Source organism: Streptomyces qinglanensis (assembly GCF_900111245.1).
Lineage (GTDB): Bacteria > Actinomycetota > Actinomycetes > Streptomycetales > Streptomycetaceae > Streptomyces > Streptomyces qinglanensis.
On the sequence record NZ_FOGO01000001.1, the window covers coordinates 545689 to 566230 of the forward strand.

Sequence of the window (20542 nt, forward strand, 5' to 3'; positions counted from 1 at the left end):
CGCAGGACCGGCCGCTTCCCGGTACGGAGTCCGACCGCGCGGCGGCCGGGCCGGGCTGCCGGTCACCGCCGGTGGCCCGGCCCGCCGGTGACCCGGATCGCGAGGACGGCCATGTCGTCGTGCCCCGGGGAGTTCTTCACCCCCCGGGAGAGCGCTTCCAGGAGCTGCGGCAGGGGACGGTCCCCGGATGCGGAGAGCGTGGACATCGCTCGGCGGATCCCCTCTTCGATGTCGCTGTCCCGGCGTTCGACCAGCCCGTCGGTGTACAGCAGGAGGACGGCACCCGGCGGGATGTCGCACTCGTGTTCGCGGCGGTCGAGGCCGATCGCGGCATCGAGCAGCAGGAGGTCGTGGTCGTCCAGCGTCGAGACCCGGCCGTCGGGCAGCCGCAGCAGCGGGGGCGGATGCCCGGCGTTGGACCACGTCAGCCGCCACCGGTCCTGGTGCGGGTCCAGCCGGGCGTGCACGGCGGTGGCACCCGGGCCCAGGGGCAGGGCGGCGAAGGCGGCCTCGACCGCTGCCAGCGCGACGGCGGGAGAGCGCTCCGGGTGGCCGAGCGTGGCCTGCCGCAGCATGCTCCGCACCTGCCCCATGACGGCGGCTGCCCGCATGTCGTGTCCGATGACGTCCCCGATGGACGCCACCAGGCAGGACTGCCGCCCGCCCGATCCGGGCGGCAGCACGTAGGCGTCGTACCAGTCGCCCCCCACCATGTCCTGGTCCTCGGCGGGCAGGTACAGGGTGGACATCTCCAGGCCCGGCACGTCCGGCAGTTCGGTGAGCATGGCGGACTGCAGTTGCTGCGCCGTACTGAGGCGGCTCTCGACGAACCGCATCCGCTCCACGGCCTGGCTCACATATCCGGCGACCGCGGTGAGCACCGCCTCCTCGGTCACGCCCAGCCCGTGGGCGCCCTTCCAGGACCAGGTCAGCACCCCGCGGCGGCGGGCCAGGGGGACGCAGAACGCGGAGTCGAGCCCGAGGGCGTCGTACCCCGCCACGGCGTCCGCGCTGTAGTCGGCTTCCAGGGCTGCATGGTCGGGGACGAAGACCGCCCGCTGCTCGCGCATCGCCCGGGCGCTGGGGAAACCGGAGTCCACCGCCATGGACGGGACGGCGGCCTCCACCGGCCGCACGTCGTCCGGTTCGACGACGCGCCGCAGCTCCTGCCCGTCGGCGAGCAGCAGGCCCACGTAGGACGGCTTGGCGGAGCCGTCGAACAGGTGCCGCAGCCGGCGGACCACATCCGTCAGGTCGCGGGAGCGGGCCAGCTCGACCGACGCGCGCAGCAGGAGCCCGGCATGGTCCCGGTCGCGCCGGACCTGCTCACTGGCGATCCGCAGCCGCAGCTCGACCGAACAGGCGGCCGCCAGGTCGGTCAGGTCGTGCAGCTCCGACTCGGTCCACTCGCGGGGCTCGTGGTCGATCGCGCACAGCGACCCCAGGGTGTGGCCGTCGGCGTCGGTCAGCGGCATCCCCGCGTACGCGATCACCTGGAGCTCGGAGACGGCCAGACTCGAACGGGTGAGCGGGTCGCGTCGCGAGTCGTTCAGGACGAGCGGCTCACCGCTGTGGACCACGTGCTGGCAGAAGGAGCGGTTCAGGGGCGTCTGGCGCCGCTCCGCCCAGGGCTCCGCCAGCCCCACCATGCCGGGGAAGACCTGCCGCTCGGTCTCCAGCAGGGACACCAGGGCGACCGGAACGCGGAGGAACCGGGTGACGAGCCGTGCGAACCGGTCCATGCCGGGGTCGGCGGCAGCCGTGAGCCCCGCGAGCCGCAACGCCTCCGACCTGCCCAGCTCCCCCGTCACAGTCCCTCCACCGATGGCTCGCGGGAGTCCCGGCACCGACCCGGCACCCCCACTGCGCACAGCCCGCACCGATGCCGCGACCGACATCCACCAAAGCGGATGCATGCGGATACAAGTGAATGTATCGCAAGAATCGGACGCTGTCGTGCGGCTGCGTGTATCTGTCGCATGCATGACAGATGCAGCCGGCAGACCGGCGGAGCGACGGGCCGGCGGAGCGGCAGGCCGGGTCTCCCCCGTACGGCGCCGGGCCCGGCGGAAGGTGTTCCGCCGGGCCCGGGAACGGGCGCCTCATCGACAGGCCGCATTCGCGGGCCTTGTCCGCGGGCCTTGTCCGCGGGCCTTGTCCGCGGGCCTTGTCCGCGGGCCTATTCGTGGACGAGGCCGTGGCTCACCCGCGGTTTCCCTCGTCCGGGCCCGCGGCCCCATGCGCCGCACCGGCCGCGTCCGCCGCCCAGGTCTCCCCGGAGGACAGCGGCGTCATCCGGGGCAGGAGCTGCGCGGCGAGCAGCGTCGAGAGCGCCGAGCTGTCACCGCTGCCGCCGTCGGTGCGCACGACGACCGGCCGGGGCGCCTTCGCCGCCAGCTCCGCGCCCACTTCGAGACGGCGGCGGGCCAACTCGTACTGGAGCACCGCACGGTTGTCGCGGTACGCCTTGGCCAGCGCACGCTGGGCCCGGGCCTCGTTCTCGGCGGCGATCAGACCGCTGCGGCCCCCGGTCTCGATCTCGAACCGCACCCGCTGCGCGTTGGTCTCCTGCTCCTCCAGCAGTTGCGCCACCTGCTCGCGGGCCTTGTTCAGCGCGGCCTTCACCTCGACGATGCGCGCATCGCGCACCTTCTTGGCCCGCTCGATGTCCATGCCGAGGCTGTCGATCCGGCGCTTGCGCGTCAGACCCCACTCCTGTTCGTAGGCCGTACGCTCCTTGGCGACCCGCTCCCGGGTGGCCAGGTGCTGCTGGTACTGGGCGGGGAGCTGGACGTCCGGGATGTTGGAACCGGTGATGCGCACCCCGTAGCGGGACAGCAGCCGGTTGAGCAGCTCCTGCATGTCGGCCACGTCGGAACCGCGCAGGTCGTACGCGTGCTCGGTGTGCACCAGGCGGGCACGCTGGCGGATGGCGTCCTGCACGGCGCTGGAGAGGACCAGGTCGAAGTTGCCCGCGCCGATCGTCCGGACGAAGAGCACCGCGTCGGTGATGCGGAACTTCAGGAAGAACTCGATCGACCGCAGCGGCACGTTCTCCTGCGTCGGGCAGGCCATCACCGGCGCCGAGTACGGGATCTCGGTGGCCGTGTCGACCACGAAGTCGACCCGCGACCAGGGGTGCCACAGGTAGTGCCGCCCCGCGTCCAGGGTGCGGGTGACCGCACCGTACCGGGTCAGCACCCCGTGGGTGCCCTGCTCGATCTCCACGATCGAGGAGCGCCACCACCAGAGCCCGCCGATCACCAGCAGCACTGCGCCGAGGGCGTAGGAGAGCCCGGCGAGCGCGCCGTAGGCGAGGTCGGAGGCCCCCTCGGCGTCGGCCCCGCGCAGCGAGAGCATCACTCCCGCCAGCAGCGCGAACAGACCGAGCCACAGCGGCAGCATCCACCACAGCCGGCGCCGGTGGCGCGGGATGATGACCGGGATCAGGGTGCCGGCCTCGCCGCCCCGCAGCAGTTGGGCGATCTCGCTCCAGGGCGCCACCGCCTCGGAGATGACCGACCTGCGATTCGGGTGTGCGCTGCTCACTGGTCGTCCTCCTCCGAGTGGTGCGGAACGCCGGTCGCGGATCCGGCGGTGCCAGTGGACCCGGCGGCGCCGGTGGACCCGGCGGCGCCAGGAGTCCCGGGAGTCCCGGTGTTCCCTGTGCCCCCGACTGTCCCGGCGGCCCCGGCGGGCTCACCGGCCCCGCGCGACCGGCCGGACGCCTCGGAGGCACCAGGCAGGTCAGAAGCACCGGGCACGTCGGCCATCCCGGTCGGCTCGGGGGCCACCGTGGGCCGCTCGGCCTCCAGCAGCGCACCGATCTCGCTCTCGCGGTCGGAGATACGGGCGGACACCTCGTCCAGGCGCTCCCGGACAGCCGCCATGTCAGCCTCCGTGAAGAGCTCGCCGCCGTGCTCCCCCACCAGTTCGCGGGCGAGACGCAGGAAATCGACCCCTGCCGCGTCGCCGCCGTCGGCCGTACCGCCGATCCGCACCAGCCGCGGCAGATGGTCGGCGACCTCCACCAGGGCGTCGAGGATCTGCCGCTGGTAGCGGTACTCCAGGATCTCGGGCGCCTCGGCGGCCGTCACGGCCCGGATGTCGAGGGCCTGAGCCTCCAGCAGCGCCGCGTTCGCCTTCGCCTCGGACTCGGCCTGCACATACCGCTGCCGGGCCAGCGCCTCGGCCCGGTTGGTCTCGCGTTCCACGGCCGTGTCCATCTGCGCCTGGTACTGGGCGATGTCCGCCTGGATCGCGGAGAGCGTCTCGTGACTGGTCGCCAACTCCTTGGTCAGATCGCCCTCGTCCTGCTCCTTGCGCAGCATCAGCGCGTACTCGTGGGTGTACGCCTCCTTCGCCATCCGCACCATCTCCGGCGCGGCCAGGTCCATCCGGTAGCCCCGGTCGGCCGGCTCGGCGTGCGTGATGTTGGCGTTGGTCAGCTCGACCGCGGGCCGGAACTGCTGGTTGAGCTGCTCCAGCAGCCGACCGGTGTCCTCCCCGACCATGTCGTAGATCCCGGCGGCCTCCTGCTCGTAGATGAGGCTCCGGATGGTCTCGCTGACGGCGTTGCTCAGCTTCTCCTCGAAGCCGCGGACCGCACCGAGCGTGTAGACGAACTCGGTCGGGTCGCTGATCCGGAACTGGATGAAGAGGTCGATGGACGCCTTCACCCCGCCCTTGGTCGGGGCCTCCCGCACCGGCGCGTTGAACGGGTACTCGCGGACGGTGTTGACGATGTACGACACCCGCTTCCACGGGCTGATCAGAATGACCCTGCCGGGCCCGACGACCTTCTCCAGCTTCCCGAACCGGGTGATCAGCGCCTGGCACCCGTCCGGGACCATGACCATGCCCTGCCGCCACCACACGAAGCCGATCGCGGCCAGCGCCACGACCCAGTAGTGCAGTCCGAAGAGCGGATTGGTCAACGGCGAGTCGTCCACGGTCGACACCACGGCGGTGCCCACCGCGCCCAGCACCAGCAGCATCAGCACCGGGAGCATGCTCAGGAACGAACGCCCCTTCGGCAGCACCATCGGGCAGATCTCATGGACCTGCTCGCCGTCCTCGCGCTTGTGCCCGCTCTGGTTGAGCGCCTCGCCCGCCTCGTCCAGCGAAACGGTCCGCTGCGCCATCACGGTGGCGATCGAACCGCCCTGCTCCCGGGCGGCCGGGAAGTCCGCGGGATCCATCCCCTCGTCCTGCGGTTCCTGCGCCTCCGGCCCGTCCTGGCCGGGCTCCCCCCGGCCCTCGGCGCTCCGCCCCCGCGTGGGCCCCCGCCCGGCGGAGCCGCCCGTACGCCTGCGGACCTCGTCCTCCGCCACCTGCCGGGGATCGGCACCGGAAGCCACCGCGGAGGCCACCCTCCGCACGTTCTGCGCTCTCGCTCGCGCCACACTTCCCCCTTTGTCTCATCGTGCGCTCCCGCCATCCCACACCACGAGCAGCGCCGCGGCCACGGCGGGAGCCCCGATCGTGACAGCACGGCGAACCCATCGTTGCCTCCGGTACACAACGCCCGGCGCCATATGGGCCGCCTCATGCGGGTGGCGGCCCCTTGAGCCCTGGAGGCGCGCCGACCGGCTCGCCAAAAGGGGTTGTGCGCCGTGAACGGTCGCGCTGTCACTCTGAGCAGGTCGACTTGCCGGTCCTGGGGATCACCTTCCGGGGGGCTCATGGCGCCCGCATTCTGGGCGTCGCTGAGAGCCCGGTACCGACGAGCGCCTGACCGACCTGGCGTTCCCGCTCATGGCCTCCCCAGCCCGCGGAGCCGACCTCGCCGGAGCCGGCGTTCTCACCGAGCAGACGCCTGCTGGGAGTGGGGGCGGCTGTGGACCACGCCCCGGAAGCGGTGAGAGCGCAGTCGAAGCGGCATCGCTCCTGCCCGAGGACTGTCCTCCTGTCTTCGGAGTGGGAAACGGCAGGCGGTGTCCAGGGTGGTGTGAGCGCCGCCTACCCGCCTTCTGACAGCGTCCGAAGCTGCGTCTTCACCATCTTGAGAAGTCTCTCGTTGGGGCTGGAGAAAAGAGCGTAGATGTTGTCCACTCCGGCGACCGAGCGTAACGAGAGCTCAGTATGTCCTTCTTGATGGCTGGGCGTCGCAGTGATCGTCACTTGACCGTGCAGGGTGAATCCGGTGTAGCTGCCGGTCACTTGCCCCAACAGGGTGCTGGTCTCCACCTTCTTGAAACCTGCCGCTGCAAGCCCTTCCGCGCAGCGAGCCAGCCATTCGTCTCGCCGGCCGGGGACGACAAGCATCTCCTGCATGCCCTTGCGGACCGCCAACTGGGCTCCTCAGTCGAACAAGTGACGTCTTGGACGATGAGTGTGGCATGCGGCCCGGTGCCGCGGTCAGCATCGCGACGAACCGCCCCGCTGCGCCCGACCGGGCCTCTTCCATCCGGAACCTGGTGGGTGTCCACTGAGCGGCTCTCTCATGTGGCCGGACAGGAGCCGTTGCGGATCGAGAAGCTGACGGAGCTGTAGCCGTACCTGTTCGCCAGCGCGGTGACGGTGAGGCACAAAGCGGTGTCGGTGCCGTCGGCGGTGACGGTGTAGTCCGCCTCCTCCACACTCTCGCCGAAGTAGTCGTGCTCCGGCTGCGGGGAGGCGAGCGCGCCCACGACCCCAGCATCGTGCTCGCTGCTGTGGGGGCTCTCGCTGTGAGGGCCGTGCTTCGCAATCCGCGACTGCAGGACCTCGCCGTAGCCGGGTATGCCAGGGCCGAACTGCGCCTCTTCCGACAACTCGGCTGTCGCTCCCTTGACGGCCGACCGCAGTTCGCCCTCCTCCCACTGAGGAGTGCTCCGGTGATTGCTGGCGTAGAGGAGACCGAAGACGAGCAGCCCCAGGCCGACGAAGACCACACAAGCGACCGGGTTGCGGAAGTTGAACACGTAGTCGTTGGTGCCCCACCGGCTGCGGATGAGTATGGGGTCGTCACGGTCGTCGGCCATGTACAGGATTCTCCTGCTCGAGTGCGTCTCACCGGTCGGCACCCCCGCCCCCGGACCGCAGGGCGGTCTCACCTGCTCGACGACGTCATGTCAGCCGGCCGCGAGGCGCTCCACCTCGCGCGGCAATCCGGCTCGGGCTACGTCGCCCGTAGACTCCAGACGCTACGGGACGATCTCCGCTCCTACGGCCACGATCGCCGCGCAGCCGAACTGGCCGCCGACATCGGCAGCCTGCACGCGACGTGAGGAGAGGGGTAGGCATGACGGACACCGAGGGCGCCCGCCTGTTCCGGGAGACTTGGATCGCGGGAGTCACCAAGCACTACCCGGGCGAACCCAAAGCCAGCTACGTCACCCCCTGGGAAGACACCCCTGACTGGGAACGCGAAGCCGCCAGAGCCGTCTACCAGCAGGTGCGCCACTTCCTCGGCCTGAGCGACGGCAACGCCAAGCGCCTCACCCGCGAACAGAAGGGCCGCTTCGTCGCCACCTGCTGGACGGCCCAGATGTACAAGCACTTCGGCGACCCCAAGCCCGCCTACGTCGCCGACTGGCCCGACCTCCCGGACTGGCAGCAGGAAACCGACTCCGACATCTTCGAAGCCATCGAGACGGCAGCCCCACAGCAGTAGGCAAGTGGAACGCGGCTGTGGGAGCCAGCAGGAGCACGTACCCGCGATGCCCGCGACAGTGTCGTGGTCTGTCATCCGTGGTCGAGGTCCCCGAGGCCGCGATCAGTCCCCTACTGGAGGACCCGCGCGGAGCTGATCACCGGCGTCGAGCGCAACCGGCTCATCGAAACGTGTGAGCACGACGCGTTCCACCTGGAACTGCGGGACGACTACTCGGTGCCCGACGAGGACGGCCCCTTCGAGAGCTGGCTGCGCGACGAGCCGGTGGACTACGCGTTCATGAAGCCGTGGACGCAGATGGTCAAGCGGCTGACGGGCGAGGGGAGAGCCGTTCGACGCGTCCGCGTCGTCTCCCACCCTCACACGCCGTACATCCGGTGGGAGCACCGCACCACTCCCCGCAACGTGGAAGCCGGTGAGGACATCCGCTGGCTCGCCCGCCACACCGTTCCCGGTGAACTGGTCTTCCCGTTCGACGGCAAGGACTGGTGGCTCATGGACGACCGCCTCCTGGCGGTGGGACACACCGTTGCCGGACGGGTGAGGGGACACGAGATCATCGACGACCCCAAGGGCATCGCTGAGGCTCGCTCCGCAATGCCCTGTGGTCCCTCACCATCCCACACGGCGAATACCGACCCTGACGTCATGCTGCGGGCCAACGGTGGCCGAACCGACGACGAGGGCCGCCATCCCGGGCAGGGACGGCGGCCCTCACATCTGTCCTGACGTCACGTCAGGGAATCGACCGGTCGATGCACACCCGGTGTACGAGAGCCCGGAGGTCGGCCGGAACCAGCGAGAAACAGAGAGCACTGTCTCCGCAGGTCCCAGCAGGGTTCCAGGACCTCGGCCCAGGTCGCCCGACCCCGCACTTTAGAGGTCGAAGTACAGCTCGAACTCGTGCGGGTGGGGGCGGAGCTGCATGGGGGCGATCTCGTTGGTGCGCTTGTAGTCGATCCAGGTCTCGATCAGGTCGGCGGTGAAGACGCCGCCGGCCTGGAGGTACTCGTTGTCGGCCTCCAGGGCGTCCAGGACGGCCGGGAGCGAGGTGGGGACCTGGGCGACATCGGCGTGCTCTTCGGGAGCCAGCTCGTAGAGGTCCTTGTCGATCGGCTCGGCGGGCTCGATCTTGTTCTTGATGCCGTCCAGGCCGGCCAGCATCAGCGCGGAGAAGGCCAGGTACGGGTTGGACGAGGGGTCCGGGGCGCGGAACTCGACGCGCTTGGCCTTGGGGTTGGAACCGGTGATCGGGATCCGCATCGCGGCCGAGCGGTTGCGCTGCGAGTAGACCAGGTTGACCGGGGCCTCGAAGCCGGGGACCAGGCGGTGGTAGGAGTTCACCGTCGGGTTGGTGAAGGCCAGCAGCGAGGGGGCGTGGCGCAGGATGCCGCCGATGTAGTAGCGGGCGGTGTCCGAGAGGCCCGCGTAGCCCTGCTCGTCGTAGAAGAGGGGGTCGCCGCCGGACCAGAGGGACTGGTGGACGTGCATGCCGGAGCCGTTGTCGCCGAAGATCGGCTTGGGCATGAAGGTGGCGGTCTTGCCGTTGCGCCAGGCCGTGTTCTTGACGATGTACTTGAACAGCATCAGGTCGTCGGCCGCGGCCAGCAGCGTGTTGAACTTGTAGTTGATCTCCGCCTGGCCCGCGGTGCCCACCTCGTGGTGCTGGCGCTCGACCTCGAGTCCGGCGCGGGTCAGCTCGAGGGAGATCTCGGCGCGGAGGTCGGCGAAGTGGTCGACGGGCGGGGCCGGGAAGTAGCCGCCCTTGTAGCGGACCTTGTAGCCGCGGTTGCCGCCGTCCTCGAGGGCGCCGGTGTTCCAGGCTCCCGCCTCGGAGTCGATCTCGTAGAAGGAGCGGTTCGCGGTGGTCTCGAAGCGGGCGCTGTCGAACACGTAGAACTCCGCCTCCGGGCCGAAGAACGCGGTGTCGGCGATCCCGGAGGAGGCGAGGTACGCCTCGGCCTTCTTGGCCACGTTCCGCGGGTCACGGCTGTACTGCTCGCCGGTGATCGGGTCGTGGATGAAGAAGTTGATGTTGAGGTGCTTCTCGGAGCGGAACGGGTCCAGCCGCGCGGTGGACAGGTCCGGGACGAGCGCCATGTCGGACTCGTGGATGGCCTGGAATCCGCGGATCGAGGAGCCGTCGAACATCAGGCTCTCGGCCGGGTCGAAGGACTCCGCGGGAACGGCGAAGTGCTGCATGACGCCGGGCAGGTCGCAGAACCTGACGTCGATGAATTTGACGTCGTTGTCCGCGATGTACTTCTTGGCCTCGTCGGCGTTCTGGAACATCCATCCTCCTAGTCCCGCCGCGTCGGGACGGGCTTGCTCCGGCTCCGGGTGCGGGCACAAGGGCTCCGCACGCCTGGTGGCCGACATTAGGCAGGGGCCATTTCTCCAGCATGACTCAACTGTTTCGCTGATGTTAACCACCAGGCGGGGCCGGTATCGGTTAACCGTGCGGAGTGCGACTGTTACGTTCGGTTTGCAAGCGTCTTGCCCACCGTTTGCCGGAAGAGACTCCCGGAGCGGGCTCGACGCCGCGCCGGGGGCTCGCGGCGCCGCACCGTCGGGCCTCCGGCGCGGGCGCGGGTGGGCATGCCGACGCGGGCGCGGGTAGGAACGTACACCGTACGACGATCATCGTACGGTGTACGTCCAGTCGCCGCCCGTCCGCCGGGGATCGTCGCCGTCACCCGGTCGCCGGACGGGCCGGTCGCCGGACGGGGCCGGTCCGCGGGGACGGCGGCGCGATACCGTTGCCGGGTGGACAACAGGGAAGCAATCGGGTCATGGCTGTCCGGACCGCGGGCGGCCGCGGAGGAGATGGGCGCCGATTTCGGCTACCGCGGCAAGCGGCTCGGGCTCCCCGCCGAGGGCCCCGGCGCGATCGCACCGGTCGGGCGGAGGGTCGGTGCACTCTTCATCGACTGGGCGCTCTCGGCCCTCATCGCGTTCGGGCTGCTCGCAGGGCGCCGCCTGGAGGCCACCAACAACTGGGCGCTGGTCGTCTTCCTCGTCATGAGTCTGCTGACCGTCGGCACGGTCGGCGCCACCCCCGGGAAGCGGCTGCTGGGGCTGCGTGTGGTCGCGCTGGACGGGCTGGAGAGGCTGCCGGTGTGGCGGACGGCGGTACGTACGGTGCTGCTCGGCCTCGCTGTGCCCGCACTCGTCTGGGACCGCGACAACCGCGGACTGCACGACCGGCTCTCGGGCTCGGTCCAGGTGCGGGCCTGAACCGTTCGCCGGCGTCCGTTCCGCGGGTGCCCCGTTTCGACGACGGTGCTCCGTTCACGGCTGCCCCGTTCACGGGTGTCCGTTCACGGGTGTCCGTTCACGGGTGTCCGTTCACGGGTGCCTCTGAGCCCTGGGGCTGAAAGCCCGGTGAGCTCTGCTGCCGAACCGGGCCCGCCTCTCCTCGGTCCGGGCACGGACAGGGGGCGGAGCCCCTCTCCGGAGCCCCGCCCCCTGTCGCTCTGTCGCTGCCTCTTCGCCCGCTCCCTGTGCGGTTCCGGCGCCCGCGACGCACGACCGCCCTGGGGGAAACCCACGGGAACGTGGCCGCGGGACGCTGCTAGCGGCCCTGCGGGCCCTTGGGGAGCTTCATGCCCTTGGGCATCGGGCCCTTCGGGATGGGCATGTTGCTCATGAGGTCGCCGAGCGCCCGAAGGCGGTCGTTGATCTGGGTGACCTCGGAGCCCTGGAGCGTGCGGGGCAGCTTCATGATCCTGACCCGGAGCTTCTTCAGCTCGACCTGGCCCTCGTCGTTGCCGACGACGAGGGTGTGGACCGGCACGTCGCCGACGACGCGGCTCATCTTCTTCTTCTCGGACGCCAGCAGGCCGCGCAGCCGGTTCGGGTTGCCCTCGCCGACCAGGACGATGCCCGCCTTGCCGACCGCGCGGTGTACCACGTCCTGGCTGCGGTTCATCGCCACGGCCGGGGTGACCTGCCAGCCGCGGCCGATGTTCTCCAGCACGGCGGCCGCCGCTCCCGGCTGGCCCTCCATCTGCCCGAACGCGGCCCGCTCAGCGCGGCGCCCGAAGATGATCGCGCAGGCCAGCAGGCCCAGCAGTACGCCGACGATCCCCAGGTAGACCGGGTGACCGATCAGAAAGCCGACCGCGAGGAGTACACCGAAGGTGACAAGCCCCACGCCGGCCAGGATCCAACCGATCTTCCGGTCCACGCGCCGGGTCATCTTGTACGTCTGAGCGATCTGCTTGAGCCGCCCAGGATTCTCGGTGTTGTCCTTCCTCGCCATGCGGGGAAGTTTACGTGGGAGGGCGGGCCGGGTGCTGCGCGGCCGTGGCTACCGGGTCCGGCCACCGCGAGCGACCCGGTCAGGGCCTGGACGAGAGGGCCCGTCCGCCCCGGACCGACCCCCGAACCGGGGTTCCGAACCGGGGTTGCGAACCGGGGTTGCGAACCGGGCACCGGGACCAGGCGGCCGCGCCGGTCCCGTGCGCCCGGGACCGGGCCGGGCCGGGCCGGGCCGAGCCGAGCCGAGCCGGGCCGGGCCGGGCCGGGCCGGGCCGGGCCGGGCCGAGACCAGCGGCCGGGGCCCGGGCCGGACGGGGTCAGCCCCGGGACGTCAGCAGTGCCCGGCGGTTCGACGCCGCCTCCAGCACGGTCTCCGCCTCGTGCCGGGCCCGGGCCCGGCGGCGGTCCTCCAGGACCGCCGTCCATGCGTTGCGCCGGGCGACGCGCTGCCCGTTGCCGAAGAAAAGGTGCTCCAGACCTTCCAGTGCCCACAGGGTGGTCCGCACTGTTGTCCCCTCCGTCACATCCGTCTGAACCGGGCGCCTCGCACGGCCGTGCGGGCCCGTGTGTGCGCGGTACGTGGTTTCAGCGTTACGCATTGGTGTTACCAGGCGATGACCGGAGGGTCAAAGTCCATGAAAGCCTGTGCGGCGAAGCTCACGTCGATGAAGCCCGCATTCCGCTTCGCCGCACGGTCCGGGGCCGGCCCCGGCGGGCCCGGAGGCCGCTCAGGCGGCCGAGTTCGTGCCCGCGCGCCGGGCCTCGACCGCCTGCTGGTACAGACGTCCGGCGCGGTAGGAGGAGCGGACCAGCGGCCCGGACATGACGCCCGCGTACCCGATGGCGTCGGCCTCGTCCTTCAGCTCGACGAACTCCTGCGGCTTGACCCAGCGCTCGACGGGGTGGTGGCGCGGGGAGGGGCGCAGGTACTGGGTGATGGTGATCAGCTCGGTACCGGCCTCGTGCAGGTCCCGCAGGGCCTCGCTGATCTCCTCGCGGGTCTCGCCCAGGCCCAGGATCAGGTTGGACTTGACGACCAGCCCGGCCTCGCGGGCGCGGGTGAGGACCTCCAGGGACCGCTCGTAGCGGAAGCCGGGACGGATGCGCTTGAAGATGCGCGGCACCGTCTCGACGTTGTGCGCCAGCACCTCGGGGCGGGAGGAGAAGACCTCGGCGAGCTGGTCGGGTTCGGCGTTGAAGTCGGGGATCAGCAGCTCGACACCGGTGTCGGGCATCATCCCGTGGATCTGGCGCACGGTCTCGGCGTAGAGCCAGGCGCCGCCGTCGTCGAGGTCGTCGCGGGCCACGCCGGTGATCGTCGCGTAGCGGAGCTCCATGGTGCGGACCGACTCGGCGACCCGGCGGGGCTCATCCCGGTCGAGCTCGGCGGGCTTGCCGGTGTCGATCTGGCAGAAGTCGCAGCGGCGGGTGCACTGCTCGCCGCCGATCAGGAAGGTCGCCTCGCGGTCCTCCCAGCACTCGAAGATGTTGGGGCAGCCCGCCTCCTGGCAGACCGTGTGCAGCCCCTCGCTCTTGACCAGGCTCTGGAGGGCGTTGTACTCGGGGCCCATTTTCGCCCGGGTCTTGATCCACTCGGGCTTGCGCTCGATGGGGGTCTGGCTGTTGCGGACCTCCAGGCGGAGCATCTTGCGACCGTCGGGTGCGACAGCGGACACGTCCGGCTCCCTACGTACTTTCGATTCAGCGGCGGCTCTCAGCCTACGCCTGCGGTTCACTGCTTGCGCACGGGCCGGAGCCCGGGAAATCTCACCGCCCGCAGGTCCGGCCGGCGGACTCGGCCCGGACCCCGAGCGGACTCAGACGGCGCGGGGCATCGGGGTGTCGGACTCCAGCACCTCGCGCAGGTGCTTCTCCATGAGGGGAAGCACCTCGGCGACCGGAACATTCCTGCCCAGCTCCTGGGAGAGCGAGGTGACGCCCGCGTCGCGGATGCCGCAGGGGACGATCCGGTCGAAACCGGTGGTGTCCGGGTCGCAGTTCAGGGCGAAGCCGTGCATGGTCACGCCCTTGGCGACCCGGATGCCGATCTGTGCCAGTTTCCGGTCCTCGCCCCGCTGGCCCGCGTTGGAGGGCGCGTACTCGGGGCCCATCAGGCGCGGGTCGTAGTCCTCCGGAACCGGCGGCCGGCCGTCCTGGCCGAGCCGCGGATCGAAGTCCAGGGCCAGGCCGGAGGCGGCGGGCGGCCCGGCGGCCCGGCCGAGGTCCTCGCCCAGGACCCACACGCCGCTGCGGCCCTCCACGCGCGTGGTCTCCAGACCCAGCTCGGCGCAGGCCCGGATCATGGCCTCCTCGAGGCGGCGCACGTGCGCGACGACGTCGACGGGGCGCGGCAGCTTCAGGATCGGGTAGCCGACGAGCTGTCCGGGGCCGTGCCAGGTGATCTTGCCGCCGCGGTCGACGTCCACCACCGGGGTGCCGTCGAGCGGGCGCTCACTGTCCTCGGTACGCCGTCCGGCCGTGTAGACCGGGGGGTGCTCCAGCATCAGGCAGGTGTCGGGCACCTCGTCGGCGAAGCGCGCGGCGTGCACCCGCTTCTGCTCCTGCCAGGCGTCCAGGTAGTCGACGGCGTTCTCGCCGAATCCGAGGTGGACGAAGCGCAGTTCGCCGTCCGCCGGACCCGTCGGCCGGGAGTCTCCCATGCCTTCTCTCCTTCGTAAGCCCGCTGCGCGCACCCGGGGTGGCGGGCTGCTCCACACGCGCGCCCCCCGCCACTCTACGGCTGCCGCGGACCGTCCCCGCAGGTGGTCGCCTACTCACACGTACGGATGAATGCACGACGAAGGGGGCGAACGCCGTACGGGGGGCCGTTACATTCGCGCCGTTCCAGCAGGGCGCCCCGGCGTCTGACCCAAGCCGTGAGGGCAGGAGACCGCATACCTGATGACGATGGAACGACCTGGGGAAACCGTGGCCGACGCGGCCCCGTCCTCCCAGCAGCGCATCCCCAACCGCCAGCTCGCCGCTCTGATCGCCGAGGCCGGCTTCTCCAACGCGGGCCTGGCCAGGCGGGTGGACCAGCTCGGCCTCGAACACGGCCTCGACCTGCGCTACGACAAGACCTCGGTGACCCGGTGGCTGCGCGGCCAGCAGCCCAGGGGCACCACGCCCGCGCTGATCGCCGAGGTCTTCACCCGGCGCCTGGGGCGGCGGTTGACCGCGCAGGATCTCGGACTCGACGCGTGTGCGCCCGTGTACGCCGGGTTGGAGTTCGCGGCGTCCCCCGCCGAGGCGGTGGACATCGTCAGCGGGCTGTGGCGCAAGGACTCCGGCAGCCACGCGGAGCTGCGGAAGATCGCGTTCACCCCGGCGGGGCTCGTGGTGCCCAGCCGGGACTGGCTGATCGGCCGGGCTGACGAGCGGGTGGCCCGCGGGCCGGAGCCGGAGAGCTCGGGCGGCCCGGCGGGCCAGGGTGCCGGCGGCCCGGCGGGCCCGCCCGGTGCCGGGGTCGGCGCCTCCGGGGTGGGCGCCGCCGTGGGCGCGCCCCGCGGGCAGGGCCCCGGGCAGGGTGCGGGGCCCGGGCACGGGCTCGGCGCCGCGGGTGCCCGGCAGGGAGGCACAGGGCCCGGTGGCGGGCTGCGGGTGCCGGCCCAGACCCGGGTGGGCGGCGGCGTCGGGGTGGCGAGCAGAGCGCCGTCGCTGGCGGCCGCCCGGCTGGAGCGGGTGGAGCGCGGTGCGGGACAACGGGTCTCGGGAGGCGACGTGGCGGCGCTCCGCTCGGTGTGCGAGCTCTTCCGCGCCCTGGACCACGCCTACGGCGGCGGGCACGCGCGGCAGGCGCTGGTGCGGTATCTGGAGCACGAGGCGGAGCCGATGCTGCGCGGCGTCTACGGCGAACAGCTCGGCAGACGGCTCTTCGCCGCCGCGGCCGACCTGACCCGGCTGGCGGGCTGGACCTCCTACGACATCGCCGCGCACGGACTGGCACAGCGCTATTTCGTGCAGGCGCTGCGGCTGACGCAGGCCGCGGGTGACCGCGCGTTCGGCAGCTATGTGCTGGTGACGATGAGCAGGCAGGCCGTCTATCTGGGACACGGGCGCGAGGCGGTGCAGCTGGCCCGGGTGGCGCAGCAGGGCGTGGGGACGTCGGTGCCGCCGGTGGTCCAGGCGCTGCTGCACGCGGCCGAGGCGCGCGGGCACGGCGTGCTGGGCGAGGTGCGGGCCTGCACGGCGTCGCTGGCCCGCGCCGAGCGGGCGCTGGAGGCGGCCCGCCCGAGCGAGGACGTGCCCGGCTGGGCGCGGTTCTTCGACGAGGCGCAGCTCGCCGACGAGTTCGGGCACTGCCACCGCGATCTGCAGCAGTACCGGGCCGCCGCGCAGCACGCCGAACGGTCGCTCCAGTTGCGGGGCGCCGGGTTCGCCCGCAGCCGGCTGTTCTGCCGGGTGGTGCTGGCCTCGGCGCGGCTGGGCCTGGGCGAGATCGAGCAGGCGTGCGGGCTGGCCGCCGAGGCCGCGCACCAGGCCGCGGAGATGCGGTCGGTGCGGGCGCACGAGTACGTACGGGACTTCGAGCGGCGGCTGGAGCCCTACCGGGACGCGGCGGCGGTGCGGCAGTACCGCGAGAAGGTCTCAGCGATGGTGTGAGGGCCGGGGCCGGAGGGCGGCCGCCGCGGGCAGCACGGCGGCCGTCAGCACAGCGAGGACTCCGAAGGCCGCGGGCAGGCTGAGGGAGAAGGTCTGGGCCACGGCACCGGTCAGCAGTGCACCGGCGCCGTAGGCCGAGTCGAAGGTCATGTTCCAGGCTGCGCTGATCGTTGCGTGGCGCTCGGGTCCGGTTCGGTGGAACATCGCCACGAGCGTGTCGTTCTGCAGCGCCCCCATCCCCAGCCCGAACGCGAGGGCTGCCGCCACCGCCGCGGCCGTACCTGCCACGGCGCCGCCGCCCTCCGGCGCCGCGGGGCCGCCGCCGACGACGGCGAACGCCGCTGTCGCCAGCGCGCACAGGGCCGCGCAGGGTGCCATGAACCGCCCGGTGCCGCCGCGCCGGTCGCTCCACTCCCCCGCGGCCCAGCGGCCGATGGTCAGCGCGGCGGAGAGTGTGAGCAGCGCGGCCGGTGCTGCCTGGGGCGCGAGCGCGAGCGGCAGGAAGGACATCAGGCTGCCCAGCGCGCACACGGGCGCCAGCAGCAGGAGGACGGGCGCCGCCAGCAGCCGCACGGGCAGCCCGCGCACCGGGGCCGGTCCGCTCCCGGCGCCCGGCGCCGAGCCGGTGCGGACCACCACCGTGCGGGCGCTGCAGGCTCCCGGTCCTGAGGTGCCCGCCTCCGAAGCGCCCGGCCCGGGGGTGCGTGCCGGGCGGCGACCGCGGGAGGGGGCACGGCCTGCGAGGACCGCGGCGCCGAGCGGGGCGCCGAGCATCCCCAGCGCGGCGGAGGCCGCGAAGACCGGGACGAAGCCGAACTCCGCCACGGCCCAGACGGCCGCGGGGACCAGCGCCGCCGCCGGGAGCCCCACGGCGACGCCGTACCAGCCCAGTGCCCTGCCGCGCTGCCCCGGACCCGCCAGGCGGGCGGCGAGTGCGCTGCCCGCGACGGTGACCAGGCCGAAACCCGTGCCGCGCAGCGCCGAGACCGCCACCGTCCAGGGGAGCGCTGCGCTGAGCGCGTAGCCCAGGCAGGGCAGGCCGATCAGCAGCGCGCCCCCGCCCAGCACCCAGGACGCCGGTATGCGGCGCAGGATGCGGCCGGTGACGGTCTGCGTCGCCACCGTTGTCGCCATGTGCACGGCAGTCGTCGCACCCGCTCCGCCGTGCCCGCTTCCGCCGTGCTCGGCCCACAGCGGGACGATCGAGAGCATCGGGGTGGCGCTGCCGAAGACGGCGAAGGTCGCGGCGAGCAGGAGGAGGAAGTCGCGGCTCACCAGGCCGGGCGGGGCGGCAGCCCCGGACGCGGGCACGGACCGGTCTCCGGCCGCGACAGCGGCGGCAGCGGACGGCCGGTCAGGGGGAGTCGACCGCGTCGGGTGGGGACGACGGGAGGGGGGAGTGCTCATGTACGAGTTGTAGAACGCCGGGACTCATCGAGTCCAACGAACGTTCCCGATCAGGGTCATCGGTATCGCCGATGCATGCGGATAGCCTCGACGGCCATGGAGCTGAAGCATCTGGAGACCTTCCTGGTCGTGGCCCGCCACCTCCACTTCACGCGTGCGGCAAGGGAGTTGGGATATGTGCAGTCGAGTGTGACGGCGCATGTCAAGGCGCTGGAGACGGAGTTGGGGGTGGCGCTGTTCGAGCGGCCGGGGCGGCGGGTGACGCTGACCGGGCCGGGCCGGGAGCTGTGCGGGCACGCGCGGGTGCTGCTCGGCCGGGCCGAGCAGGCCAGGGATGCCGTACGCGGCGCGGGCGAGGATCCGCACCAGGTGCGGGGCACACTGCGGTTGGCGGCGCCGGAGAGCCTGTGCGCGCACCATCTGCCGCCGGTGCTGCGCGCCATGCGCACCCGCTTCCCCCGGCTGCATCTGGCCTTCCGGCCGGCGGGACGGGGCCCCCTGCTGGACGCGGTTGCCGAGGGGACGATCGACGCGGGCTTCCTCCAGGAGGAGGCGGTCAACGCGCCCGGGGTGGTGGCCGAGCGGATGCGGCGCGAGCCCCTCCGGTTGGTGGCCCGGCCGGAGCATCCGCTGGCCGGGAAGCGGCGGGTCGCGACGGAGGAGCTGGCCGGCGAGACGGTATTGCTCCTGGAGCCGGGGTGTGTGCAGCGGGTGGTGATGGAGCGCGAACTGAGCCGGGCGGGGCTGTGCCCGCCCACGGTCGAGTTCTTCAGCCTGGAGGCGCTGCGGCGCTGTGCGGCGGCGGGGCTGGGTGTGGGGGCCGCGCCGGCCTCCTCGGTGGACGGGGAGATCGCCCGCGGTGAGCTGGCTGCCCTGGCCTGGGAGCACCGGCCGGTGCTGGACGTCTTCTTCGTCCGGCACGCCGCCCGCGCGGTGCCGCCGGCCGTCCGGGAGCTGGCGGCGCTGGCCCGCGAGCTGTGGTCCGGTCCGGAGCCCCCGGCCTGAACACCGGGCGGCGGTCCGGTCCGGAGCCCGGCCTGAACAGCGGGCGCGCGTCCGGACACGGGCGGGCCGGGAGACGGCGTGGCGGGCGGACCACCGGGCGTGCGGCCGGGATCCGGGGCGGGAGGAGCGGCGGGCTCAGGCCCGGGGCACGGGGCGGCAGGGGATTTCGAGGGTGACCATCGTGGGGCCGCCGGGCGGGCTGCTGACGGCCACGATGCCGTCGAAGGGGCCCAGCCGGCGCTCGATTCCGGCGATCCCCGACCCCTTCGAGACGTCGGCGCCGCCCTGTCCGTCGTCGGTGACGGATATCCGCAGCATGCCGCCCGCTTCGTAGGAGTAGTGGATGTCCAGCCAGATGTGTGCGGCCCGGGCGTGCTTGACCGCGTTGGTGAGGACCTCGCTGACCGCGAAGTAGGCCGCCGATTCCACCGGTTCGGCGAACCGGCCGGGCAGCTCGATGTCCGTCTCGACCGGCACCTGGGTCCGCAGCGCGAGGGCTTCCGCCGCGTCGCCCAGTCCCCGTTCCGCGAGCACCGGCGGGTGGATGCCCCGCACCAGGTCGCGCAGTTCGGTCAGCGCCTCCGCCGAGGACGCCCGGGCCTGGCCGAGGAGTTGCTTGGCCTTCTCAGGGTCACGCTCGACCAGTGCCTCGATGGTGCCCAGGCTCATCCCCATGGCGACCAGCCGGGCCTGCGCGCCGTCGTGCAGATCCCTTTCGATGCGGCGCAGTTCGGCCGCCGAGGTGTCCACCGCATCGTGCCGCGTCTCGTACAGCTGCTCGACGCGCCGGGAGAGCCGGGCACCGCGGGTGGGGGCCAGCAGTGCCCCGGCCAGCCGGAAGTGTGCGGTGATCAGGTGCGGGTTGACGTAGCGGGCCAGCACCAGCAGGGCGCTGCCGAGCACCGCGCACAGTGCCGCGTCGCCGAAGGTCTCCAGGTGGACGAAGCCGTACCAGTAGTCGCCCGCGACGGCCCGCCACACGCCCGCGAACATCACCCAGCCCTCCAGGCCGTAGCCGATCAGCGCGGTCGGCAGCAGGGCCAGGACGAAGCCGGCGACGGCGTCGGTGAGCAGCCAGCACAGATCCCGCCAGGTGGCGGGATCCTTGAGCATCAGCACACAGCGCTCGACGTGCCCGGTGAGGCCGTACGGGCCGGGCGGCAGCGGCCGGTAGGGGGTGGGGATGTCCACCCCTGCCCACTCGTGGGCGAGCACCCGGCGCTGGTCGGCGTGCACCCGCACGACGTGCAGGAGCCACGGGGTGCCGGCGGCTCCGATGCCGAGCAGCGTCAGCACCAGCGACACCAGCGTCATCACGAACAGGGCCAGCGAGACACCGAGGGAGAGTGCCATCAGGACGAAGCCGCGCCCGGCTGCCAGCAGCGCCGCACCCGTCGGGCCACCCGGCCGCCGCCCCGGGGGCGCGGCTCCCGGCCGCCGCTCGTCCGTCCGCCCCGCGGCTTCCCGGGCCTCGACCGCCCCGCTCACGTCCACCGTCCGACTCCGGTCACCGCTGGTCCCCGCCTTCCTCGTACATCTCGTCAGCCTCGTACATCTCGTACGCGATACCCGCGCCGCCCGCGGAGCGGGCTCGGTGCCGATGTCCGGGCACGGCTCCAGTCTGCGTCCGGCGCGGGCGTTCGGGCACGGGCCCGGGCCGCCTTCCCG

At 72.2% G+C, this 20542-nt stretch carries 18 protein-coding genes; 6 read left to right on the forward strand and 12 right to left on the reverse strand.

The genetic code is table 11. The features are described 5' to 3' along the window. Positions 1 to 62 precede the first annotated feature (62 nt). From BMX65_RS02370 to BMX65_RS02390, 5 genes are all read right to left on the reverse strand, one after another. Positions 63 to 1811: a GAF domain-containing SpoIIE family protein phosphatase gene (locus BMX65_RS02370; RefSeq protein ID WP_074998388.1), complete on the reverse strand. Its 1749-nt coding sequence runs from the start codon at positions 1809 to 1811 to the stop codon at positions 63 to 65. Positions 1812 to 2202: 391 nt separating this feature from the next. Beyond that, a complete protein-coding gene (locus BMX65_RS02375) occupies positions 2203 to 3549 on the reverse strand; it encodes an SPFH domain-containing protein (protein WP_074998389.1) in 1347 nt (448 codons plus the stop codon). Then, on the reverse strand, positions 3546 to 5405 hold the full coding sequence (locus BMX65_RS02380; RefSeq protein WP_239501791.1) for an SPFH domain-containing protein: 1860 nt from the start codon (positions 5403 to 5405) through the stop codon (positions 3546 to 3548). Before BMX65_RS02380 ends, BMX65_RS02375 begins: the two co-directional genes overlap by 4 nt. A gap of 556 nt (positions 5406 to 5961) precedes the next feature. Then, complete coding sequence (locus BMX65_RS02385) at positions 5962 to 6294, reverse strand: hypothetical protein (RefSeq protein WP_074998391.1); 333 nt, start codon at positions 6292 to 6294, stop codon at positions 5962 to 5964. 149 nt (positions 6295 to 6443) lie between these two features. After that, entirely contained in the window at positions 6444 to 6965 is a 522-nt protein-coding gene (locus BMX65_RS02390; protein WP_074998392.1) for a hypothetical protein, read from the reverse strand. Between the two features lie 87 nt (positions 6966 to 7052). Between BMX65_RS02390 and BMX65_RS02395 the strand changes: the two genes are divergently transcribed. The 3 genes from BMX65_RS02395 (at position 7053) to BMX65_RS02405 (ending at position 8326) form a co-directional block, all read left to right on the forward strand. Further along, a complete protein-coding gene (locus tag BMX65_RS02395; RefSeq protein ID WP_239501792.1) occupies positions 7053 to 7211 on the forward strand; it encodes a hypothetical protein in 159 nt (52 codons plus the stop codon). 14 nt (positions 7212 to 7225) lie between these two features. Next, positions 7226 to 7597 carry a hypothetical protein gene (locus BMX65_RS02400; RefSeq protein ID WP_074998394.1) on the forward strand — a complete coding sequence of 124 codons (372 nt, stop codon included), beginning with the start codon at positions 7226 to 7228 and terminating at the stop codon, positions 7595 to 7597. 63 nt (positions 7598 to 7660) lie between these two features. Next, positions 7661 to 8326, forward strand: coding sequence for a DUF6879 family protein (locus BMX65_RS02405; protein WP_239501793.1), 666 nt, complete (start codon positions 7661 to 7663; stop codon positions 8324 to 8326). Between the two features lie 147 nt (positions 8327 to 8473). Here the strand turns inward: BMX65_RS02405 and glnA are convergent, their stop codons facing one another. Further along, entirely contained in the window at positions 8474 to 9889 is a 1416-nt protein-coding gene (glnA, locus tag BMX65_RS02410; RefSeq protein WP_074998395.1) for a type I glutamate--ammonia ligase, read from the reverse strand. 474 nt (positions 9890 to 10363) lie between these two features. Here glnA and BMX65_RS02415 point away from each other — a divergent pair, with 474 nt between their 5' ends. Then, positions 10364 to 10834 carry an RDD family protein gene (locus tag BMX65_RS02415; protein ID WP_074998396.1) on the forward strand — a complete coding sequence of 157 codons (471 nt, stop codon included), beginning with the start codon at positions 10364 to 10366 and terminating at the stop codon, positions 10832 to 10834. A gap of 337 nt (positions 10835 to 11171) precedes the next feature. Here BMX65_RS02415 and BMX65_RS02420 read toward each other — a convergent pair whose 3' ends face one another. The 4 genes from BMX65_RS02420 to lipB all read right to left on the reverse strand — a co-directional run bounded on the left by BMX65_RS02420 (position 11172) and on the right by lipB (position 14520). Next, on the reverse strand, positions 11172 to 11861 hold the full coding sequence (locus tag BMX65_RS02420) for a DUF4191 domain-containing protein (RefSeq protein WP_074998397.1): 690 nt from the start codon (positions 11859 to 11861) through the stop codon (positions 11172 to 11174). Positions 11862 to 12177: 316 nt separating this feature from the next. Continuing rightward, positions 12178 to 12366, reverse strand: a complete 189-nt coding sequence (locus BMX65_RS02425) for a hypothetical protein (RefSeq protein ID WP_079171646.1) — start codon at positions 12364 to 12366, stop codon at positions 12178 to 12180. Positions 12367 to 12588: 222 nt separating this feature from the next. Then, entirely contained in the window at positions 12589 to 13536 is a 948-nt protein-coding gene (gene lipA, locus BMX65_RS02430) for a lipoyl synthase (RefSeq protein ID WP_074998399.1), read from the reverse strand. Positions 13537 to 13677: 141 nt separating this feature from the next. Then, entirely contained in the window at positions 13678 to 14520 is an 843-nt protein-coding gene (gene lipB / locus BMX65_RS02435; RefSeq protein WP_074998400.1) for a lipoyl(octanoyl) transferase LipB, read from the reverse strand. A 241-nt stretch (positions 14521 to 14761) separates the two neighbouring features. Between lipB and BMX65_RS02440 the strand changes: the two genes are divergently transcribed. After that, positions 14762 to 16462 (forward strand): NsdA family TPR-like regulatory protein, encoded by a 1701-nt coding sequence (locus BMX65_RS02440; RefSeq protein ID WP_074998401.1) that lies wholly within the window; start codon positions 14762 to 14764, stop codon positions 16460 to 16462. Here the strand turns inward: BMX65_RS02440 and BMX65_RS02445 are convergent. After that, the gene (locus tag BMX65_RS02445) at positions 16448 to 17773 is read right to left on the reverse strand and encodes an MFS transporter (protein ID WP_074998402.1); all 1326 of its coding nucleotides are present in this window, start codon (positions 17771 to 17773) and stop codon (positions 16448 to 16450) included. The genes BMX65_RS02440 and BMX65_RS02445 overlap by 15 nt on opposite strands. A gap of 171 nt (positions 17774 to 17944) precedes the next feature. Between BMX65_RS02445 and BMX65_RS02450 the strand changes: the two genes are divergently transcribed. Continuing rightward, positions 17945 to 18874: a LysR family transcriptional regulator gene (locus BMX65_RS02450; RefSeq protein ID WP_244905659.1), complete on the forward strand. Its 930-nt coding sequence runs from the start codon at positions 17945 to 17947 to the stop codon at positions 18872 to 18874. A gap of 135 nt (positions 18875 to 19009) precedes the next feature. Here the strand turns inward: BMX65_RS02450 and BMX65_RS02455 are convergent, their stop codons facing one another. Continuing rightward, positions 19010 to 20368 (reverse strand): sensor histidine kinase, encoded by a 1359-nt coding sequence (locus BMX65_RS02455; protein WP_177214174.1) that lies wholly within the window; start codon positions 20366 to 20368, stop codon positions 19010 to 19012. Positions 20369 to 20542: the final 174 nt, after the last annotated feature.

What these genes read in the sequence shown, in the direction of transcription:
- BMX65_RS02390 (WP_074998392.1), bottom strand. Translation starts at nt 6,965, where the DNA reads ATGGCCGACGACCGTGACGACCCCATACTCATCCGCAGCCGGTGGGGC.
- BMX65_RS02395 (WP_239501792.1), top strand. Translation starts at nt 7,053, where the DNA reads ATGTCAGCCGGCCGCGAGGCGCTCCACCTCGCGCGGCAATCCGGCTCG.
- BMX65_RS02400 (WP_074998394.1), top strand. Translation starts at nt 7,226, where the DNA reads ATGACGGACACCGAGGGCGCCCGCCTGTTCCGGGAGACTTGGATCGCG.
- glnA (WP_074998395.1), bottom strand. Translation starts at nt 9,889, where the DNA reads ATGTTCCAGAACGCCGACGAGGCCAAGAAGTACATCGCGGACAACGAC.
- BMX65_RS02420 (WP_074998397.1), bottom strand. Translation starts at nt 11,861, where the DNA reads ATGGCGAGGAAGGACAACACCGAGAATCCTGGGCGGCTCAAGCAGATC.
- lipB (WP_074998400.1), bottom strand. Translation starts at nt 14,520, where the DNA reads ATGGGAGACTCCCGGCCGACGGGTCCGGCGGACGGCGAACTGCGCTTC.
- BMX65_RS02440 (WP_074998401.1), top strand. Translation starts at nt 14,762, where the DNA reads ATGACGATGGAACGACCTGGGGAAACCGTGGCCGACGCGGCCCCGTCC.
- BMX65_RS02450 (WP_244905659.1), top strand. Translation starts at nt 17,945, where the DNA reads ATGCGGATAGCCTCGACGGCCATGGAGCTGAAGCATCTGGAGACCTTC.